The sequence below is a fragment of the Acinetobacter lwoffii genome, from assembly GCF_024129355.1.
Lineage (GTDB): Bacteria > Pseudomonadota > Gammaproteobacteria > Pseudomonadales > Moraxellaceae > Acinetobacter > Acinetobacter lwoffii_I.
Map to the genome: position 1 here is coordinate 1 of NZ_JAMXXP010000075.1, position 1,482 is coordinate 1,482.

Genomic DNA, 1,482 nt, shown 5'->3' on the forward strand with positions numbered 1-1,482 from the left:
TTGGATTAAATTCTATTCCTAGATAGCATTCGTGTTGACTCATCTCTCCAAAAAACTTTGGTTTTGTTTTCTTATGGTTTTTGCCATAGGATGGAGTAGTGTGTCTGTTGCATCAGTAAAGATAATGCATATCAATATGCAAACTGAAATGAGCCAAGATCATTGTTTAGATCAAGCACAGCAAGTCACTCAACATGGTATTAATCACGAAGTACAGACGAATACCGATTGCCATAATCATTTAGCTATTAATCAGAATATAGATCACAAAAAGTGTCAGGAATGTTCTAGCTTATCCTGCCAGACACAGATCTCATGTCTTCATTCTTTGCAAAGCTCGCTAGATCCCCTAGATACCTTCTATTCTATAGATCAGCCTAATTTTTATTACCTCAACCAATATCTAAATGGGTATTGGCAAGAAATTTCACGTCCTCCTAAAACTTAACCAATTTTTTTTAAAATTTATTTATTTTTCAAAAATTAAGGTTAAGTTATGTCTCATAAAATTAGTTCGTACCTATTAGCAGGTATTTGTTTTGCATCGTCGCCTTTGGTTTTTGCCGAAGTGCGTGAATATCAGCTTGTTATTGATGAAGCAGTGGTCAGCCCAACTGGAAAGCCTGTAAAGCGCATTACCGTAAATGGTCAATTTCCTGCGCCTTTGCTTGAGTTTGAAGAGGGTGATGAAGCCATCATTCGCGTGAAAAATAATTTAAAAAACCAAGATTCTTCTATTCATTGGCACGGACTGTTGTTGCCGGGCATTATGGATGGTGTACCAGGATTTAATGGTTTTAACGGTATTAAGCCTCAAAGCGAGTATGTTTATAAATTCAAGATTCGCCAAAGCGGGACTTATTGGTATCACGCTCATTCTAAAGGACAGGAACAAGACGGCTTATATGGTTCTTTTGTGATTTATCCAAAAGGTAAAACACCATTGGCAGCACATGAAAAAGCTGAACGTGACTATGTGGTGATGTTGTCAGATTTTCATGAAAAAACCAGTGATCAAATTCAGAAAGATCTTAAAATTTCAGCTGAATATTATCAAGATCAGCGTGAAACCTTGGGTGATGTTTGGAAGCAGGTTAAACGTGATGGCATAAAAGCGACATGGTCTGACCGCAAAATGTGGAATCAGATGCGTATGCTAAAAACCGACATGTCGGATGTTACAGGTTATACCTTCCTCATTAATGGCAAAACACCTGAACAAAATTGGACAGGAATGTTTAAACCGAATGAAAAAATTCGCCTACGTTTTGTGAATGCATCTGCGATGTCTTTCTACGATGTCCGTATTCCTAACTTGAAAATGACTGTGGTTAGTGCTGATGGTCAGCCTGTGAAACCCATTTCTGTAGATGAATTCCGTATTGGTACGGCTGAAACTTATGATGTGATTGTGGAGCCAAAAGGTGGACATTATCAAATTGAAGCTGAGTCAATTGACCGTTCAGGTTATGCGATTGGTAC

1 protein-coding gene is annotated in these 1,482 nt (G+C 37.9%); it reads left to right on the plus strand.

The window, feature by feature from the left end; genetic code table 11:
- Nucleotides 1–496 precede the first annotated feature (496 nt).
- Nucleotides 497–1,482: multicopper oxidase domain-containing protein (locus NI468_RS15980; protein ID WP_253102609.1), on the plus strand; the 986-nt coding region annotated here is incomplete at its 3' end.